The following is a 1,107-nucleotide window of genomic DNA, read 5'->3' on the forward strand; positions in this document are numbered from 1 at the left end:
AAATTAGAGTCCTTAATTAAGGGAATTAGAAATGATGTTTTTGGAAAACTTAGGAAAAGTGTTGGTTTTAATGCAATGATTAGCGATGTTCTTAGCTATGAACAACCACAATCATATCTTGTTGAAGATACTGAATATACAAATGAAGGAACTCCTGTACTAACAGCAAACAAAGCCTTTATCTTGGGCTACACATCAGAAATAGAAGGAATATATGACAAGGGTGATTGCATCATATTCGATGATTTCACTCTTGATTGTAAATATGTTGATTTTTCTTTCAAGGTCAAATCTTCTGCCATAAAAATTCTAACGGCAAAGAATAAAGAACTTTTGCGCTATACATTTGAGTTTTTGAAATATCTTGATTTGTCTACAGAGGAGCATAAAAGACATTATATTACAGAAACGCAAAATAAGGAATTCATTTTGCCAACTGTGCAAATAATCAGAACCATAGCCCATGCTTTTTATGCGTTATCATTATGGAAGGAAACTATTGTAAAGCAAAGATATGCGTTTGAAAAACAAAAACAACACCTACTTCGCCAGATGTTCATATAAACATCTGACGGAGCAAGTATTGCTTCTGCAAACTTAGACTTGTTAAAAGCCCATGCTCTACTGTTAGTCTTTTATCTATTGCGGACAACAGCCTTGCATATTGAAGTTGTTCCTTATATGTCGGACAGAAGACTTTGGCTTTACTATAGTATTTGAAATAAATATGAGGTATAGCCATACCAGTTTTGTAGGGCTCAAAGTTAAATACTTTCAGCATATAGTAAAGATATTGAGGCGAATAGCCTTCTTTAGCTCGTAAAATATTCAATGTTCCTGTTGCAGAGCATTTGCCCGTAACATACGATGTGCTTCCTACACCCGAACCATCTTTGATAATATAGATTGCTTCATTCTCTGTATTATAATTGTCGAGGTAGCCAACGACGCCATTTGCACCATATACAGGATATGTACCATGCTCTGAAACATCTCTTTCTTGTAGAGTTGAAGAACTACATGACAAGCAGTCTGACAAGCGAACATTGGCTTCGTTATAGCGGACTATATTCTGTGCTATTCCCTTAATTAAGGATTTGGAAGTTT

At 35.0% G+C, this 1,107-nt stretch carries 2 protein-coding genes; one reads left to right on the forward strand and one right to left on the reverse strand.

The genetic code is table 11. The features are described 5' to 3' along the window. On the forward strand, positions 1 to 564 hold a 564-nt coding region (locus tag HMPREF0666_RS17765; protein WP_009013419.1), incomplete at its 5' end, for a hypothetical protein. On the opposite strand, the gene HMPREF0666_RS15885 is transcribed toward HMPREF0666_RS17765, so the two are convergent. Then, positions 557 to 1,107: restriction endonuclease subunit S (locus HMPREF0666_RS15885; protein WP_009013420.1), on the reverse strand; the 551-nt coding region annotated here is incomplete at its 5' end. The genes HMPREF0666_RS17765 and HMPREF0666_RS15885 overlap by 8 nt on opposite strands.

The sequence above is a fragment of the Prevotella sp. C561 genome (assembly GCF_000224595.1).
GTDB classification, from domain to species: Bacteria; Bacteroidota; Bacteroidia; order Bacteroidales; family Bacteroidaceae; genus Prevotella; species Prevotella jejuni.